This is a genomic window from Kitasatospora sp. NPDC004531 (assembly GCF_053602195.1).
Map to the genome: position 1 here is coordinate 1 of NZ_JBSGDD010000206.1, position 1,411 is coordinate 1,411.

At 72.4% G+C, this 1,411-nt stretch carries 2 protein-coding genes; both read left to right on the forward strand.

Annotated elements, in window-relative coordinates; translation table 11 throughout:
• Positions 1–624: protoporphyrinogen/coproporphyrinogen oxidase (locus ACWEMJ_RS34120; RefSeq protein WP_452141024.1), on the forward strand; the 624-nt coding region annotated here is incomplete at its 5' end.
• Positions 621–1,331 carry a hydrogen peroxide-dependent heme synthase gene (gene hemQ / locus ACWEMJ_RS34125; RefSeq protein WP_452141025.1) on the forward strand — a complete coding sequence of 237 codons (711 nt, stop codon included), beginning with the start codon at positions 621–623 and terminating at the stop codon, positions 1,329–1,331. The genes ACWEMJ_RS34120 and hemQ, both read left to right, overlap by 4 nt.
• Positions 1,332–1,411 lie beyond the last annotated feature (80 nt).

The following is a 1,411-nucleotide window of genomic DNA, read 5'->3' on the forward strand; positions in this document are numbered from 1 at the left end:
GGCGGTCAGATCCAGCTGGTGAACCACATCCGGTCGTACGCCGCCGCGCTGCTCGCCGCCGACGCGCCCGGCGCCGCGGCCGAGCTGCGGGAGATCGAGTACGCGTCGATGGCGCTGGTCACCTTCGCCTTCCGGCGCGCCGACCTGGCGGACAGCCCGCTCACCGGCAGCGGCTTCCTGGTGCCGCCGGTGGACCGCCGCAGCATCAAGGCGTCCACCTTCTCCAGCAACAAGTGGGGCTGGCTGGAGCGCTCCGCGCCCGACAGCTTCCTGCTGCGGACCTCGCTCGGCCGACACCGCGAGGACGCCGCGCTGCACCTCGACGACGCCGAGCTGGTCGCCCGCTCGCTGGCCGACCTGCACGCCGCCGTCGGCCTGAGCGCCACCCCGTACGACTCCACCGTCACCCGCTGGACCGACGGACTGCCGCAGTACCCGGTCGGCCACCTCGACCGGGTCGCCCGGATCCGCGCCCGGCTGGACGCGCTCGGCGCGATCGCCGTGTGCGGGGCCGCCTACGACGGCGTCGGGATTCCCGCCGTCATCGGGAGCGCCCGCCGGGCCGCCGCAGCCGTCCACCCCGGCACCGGAACCACCCGTACAGAAGGGACAATGGGCTCATGACCGATAGCACTGAGCAGCCCGTGAAGAAGAAGGCCCGTGACCTCAACCAGGTCATCCGCTACACCATGTGGTCGGTGTTCAAGCTGAAGGACGGCCTCCCCGAGGACCGTTCCTCCCTGGTGGCCGAGGTGGACGCCCTCTTCGAGCAGCTCGCCGCCAAGGACGTCGTCGTCCGCGGCACCTACGACGTGTCCGGCCTGCGCGCCGACGCCGATCTGCTGATCTGGTGGCACGCCGAGTCCTCGGACGACCTGCAGGAGGCGTACAACCGCTTCCGCCGCACCGAGCTGGGCCGCCGCATGGAGCCGGTCTGGTCGAACATGGCGCTGCACCGCCCCGCCGAGTTCAACAAGTCGCACATCCCGGCGTTCCTCGCCGACGAGCGCCCCCGCGAGTACGTGTGCGTCTACCCGTTCGTCCGCTCCTACGAGTGGTACCTGCTCCCCGACGAGGAGCGCCGGGCGATGCTGTCCGAGCACGGGCAGATGGCCCGCGGCTACCCGGACGTGCGCGCCAACACCGTCGCCTCGTTCGCGCTCGGCGACTACGAGTGGCTGCTGGCCTTCGAGGCCGACGAGCTGCACCGGATCGTCGACCTGATGCGCGACCTGCGCCCGTCCCGCGCCCGGCTGCACGTGCGCGAGGAGGTGCCGTTCTTCACCGGCCGCCGCAAGTCGGTCGGCGACCTGGTCGCCGGGCTGTTCTGACCGCGCCTTCCGCTCTCCCCGGCGTCGCCTGCGACCTCACGACGCTCGCCCCGCGCGGCAGCCCCGGCGACAGCACCGAG

What these genes read in the sequence shown, in the direction of transcription:
- hemQ (WP_452141025.1), top strand. Translation starts at nt 621, where the DNA reads ATGACCGATAGCACTGAGCAGCCCGTGAAGAAGAAGGCCCGTGACCTC.